Below are 1553 nucleotides of genomic sequence, written 5' to 3' on the forward strand. Positions count from 1 at the left end.
GTACATGGATAAGGCGTCGATCAATGCTTTGACGCTCTTGACCGATGCGTCGATGAGGTTGCCAACTTGACGGAAGTAGTCGTCAGTCGCTTCGATCAACGCYATCGCCTTAGCCGCAGCCCGCATCATCTCAGGCGTCGATTTGACGCTCGGCTTATAGATCGTATCGTGGGTGACTTCGCTGAAGGCGTGTTGCAGCAGCGTGCGGACCTGGATCTCGCACGGAATGTCCAGCGGTATAGGAACGCCCTCGAAGACTACCCCCGCTTTGGCCCGAACCACGTAGTGGACCGACTGATAGCCGAACTCCCAAGGCTTGCGGGCCCGCTCCTCGGCGAAGTCCCGGGCCTTTTGCCAAAACCAGTATCTGTCGCCGAATTCGGTGATCGCCTTCTCGACGATGGGTATTTCGTCTGAGGTGAGCACGACGAACCGGATTCCCACCTTGTCCTCGATATCATCATACGGGCTTGCATAGCCCTTGCCGCGATAGAGTGCCTTCTGGATAAGCGACTTGTTCTCCTTCAGCCTGTGCTTAACCGGAAGGCGCAAGAACAGATCCGGCGCCTCCACCTGGGTCGAGAGCCCGTCGATGACCGCGTGGACGATGAACCTGCCCCAGGCGTCGTAGTACTGCTGCTCCGCCTCCCAGCGCCGCAGGATCTCGAGCTCGGTCGTCATAGCTGTTCGGTGACTGGCCTGCGGACCGTGATCCTGGTCCAACTTGCAGCCTCGCTATCGGAAACATCGCCAGGCGGGACATCCTCGATTGTCACGGTGCCATTGCGTATCGCGTCCGGGGACGCCGAGAACTCGATGTCTGGACCAAACTTGTACTTCCGGCGCCGCAGCCTACCACCCATCTCGCTAATATCCCGAACCACGGCTCTATCGGTCGGGAATTTCTTGGCCTCGAGGAACCTGTTGAATGGGTCGCGCAATTCGGGTGGCAGATACGCTTCGCCGAACTGTTGCGAGGTGAACGTTGGTGCTTGATCTACCTTAACGAAGGCGAACAGCGCGTCGCCCAGATCCCTTCGGAGATCTCGGTCATTTATCGATGTGCGAACGAATTCCTTGGTGAGGTCGAAGAACTTCGCGGTTTCATATTTTCCGTTCTCAGGAAAGGCGCAGCCAAGAAAGCCGTCGTAGAAATATACGGCCGCGTTCTCTCGGCGGGCGGCAGTGATATTGCTGTCAAATACGAAGCATCGCCAACTTGTGTTTGCCGTGACGGCGACATCTTCAGAAATGAACAGGGCAAGCTTGTAAAGTCTCGTGGCTGGCGTCAGGAAGATGTTCTCGAGAAATTCGGTCACAATTTTTGCGGCAGCTAATCGGCGTTGAAAGCCGGACTGCATCTCCGCTTTGATCACCCCTACGAAGGGCTTTCCATCGGCACCGACTTTCCCATCGAAGACTAGAAGCATTCCCCCGGGATTCCCTCGTGATTTCTGTGCGTCAGCGAGAGCATCTGCCATGTGCTTGGAGATATCGGGAAAATCGGTGTCGGCTGCGAGAACAAGACGTCGAGCCGTTCCAACAACGCTTGC

General features: G+C 56.6%; 2 protein-coding genes. Both read right to left on the bottom strand.

Features of this window, described 5'->3' with window-relative positions:
• The coding region (locus tag ORS3428_RS08485; protein ID WP_071096411.1) for a GTP pyrophosphokinase at positions 1-681 on the bottom strand (681 nt) is incomplete at its 3' end.
• The coding region (locus ORS3428_RS08490) for a nucleoid-associated protein (RefSeq protein ID WP_131802865.1) at positions 678-1553 on the bottom strand (876 nt) is incomplete at its 5' end. The genes ORS3428_RS08490 and ORS3428_RS08485, both read right to left, overlap by 4 nt.

The organism is Mesorhizobium sp. ORS 3428 (genome assembly GCF_001854785.1).
Taxonomy (GTDB): Bacteria; Pseudomonadota; Alphaproteobacteria; order Rhizobiales; family Rhizobiaceae; genus Mesorhizobium.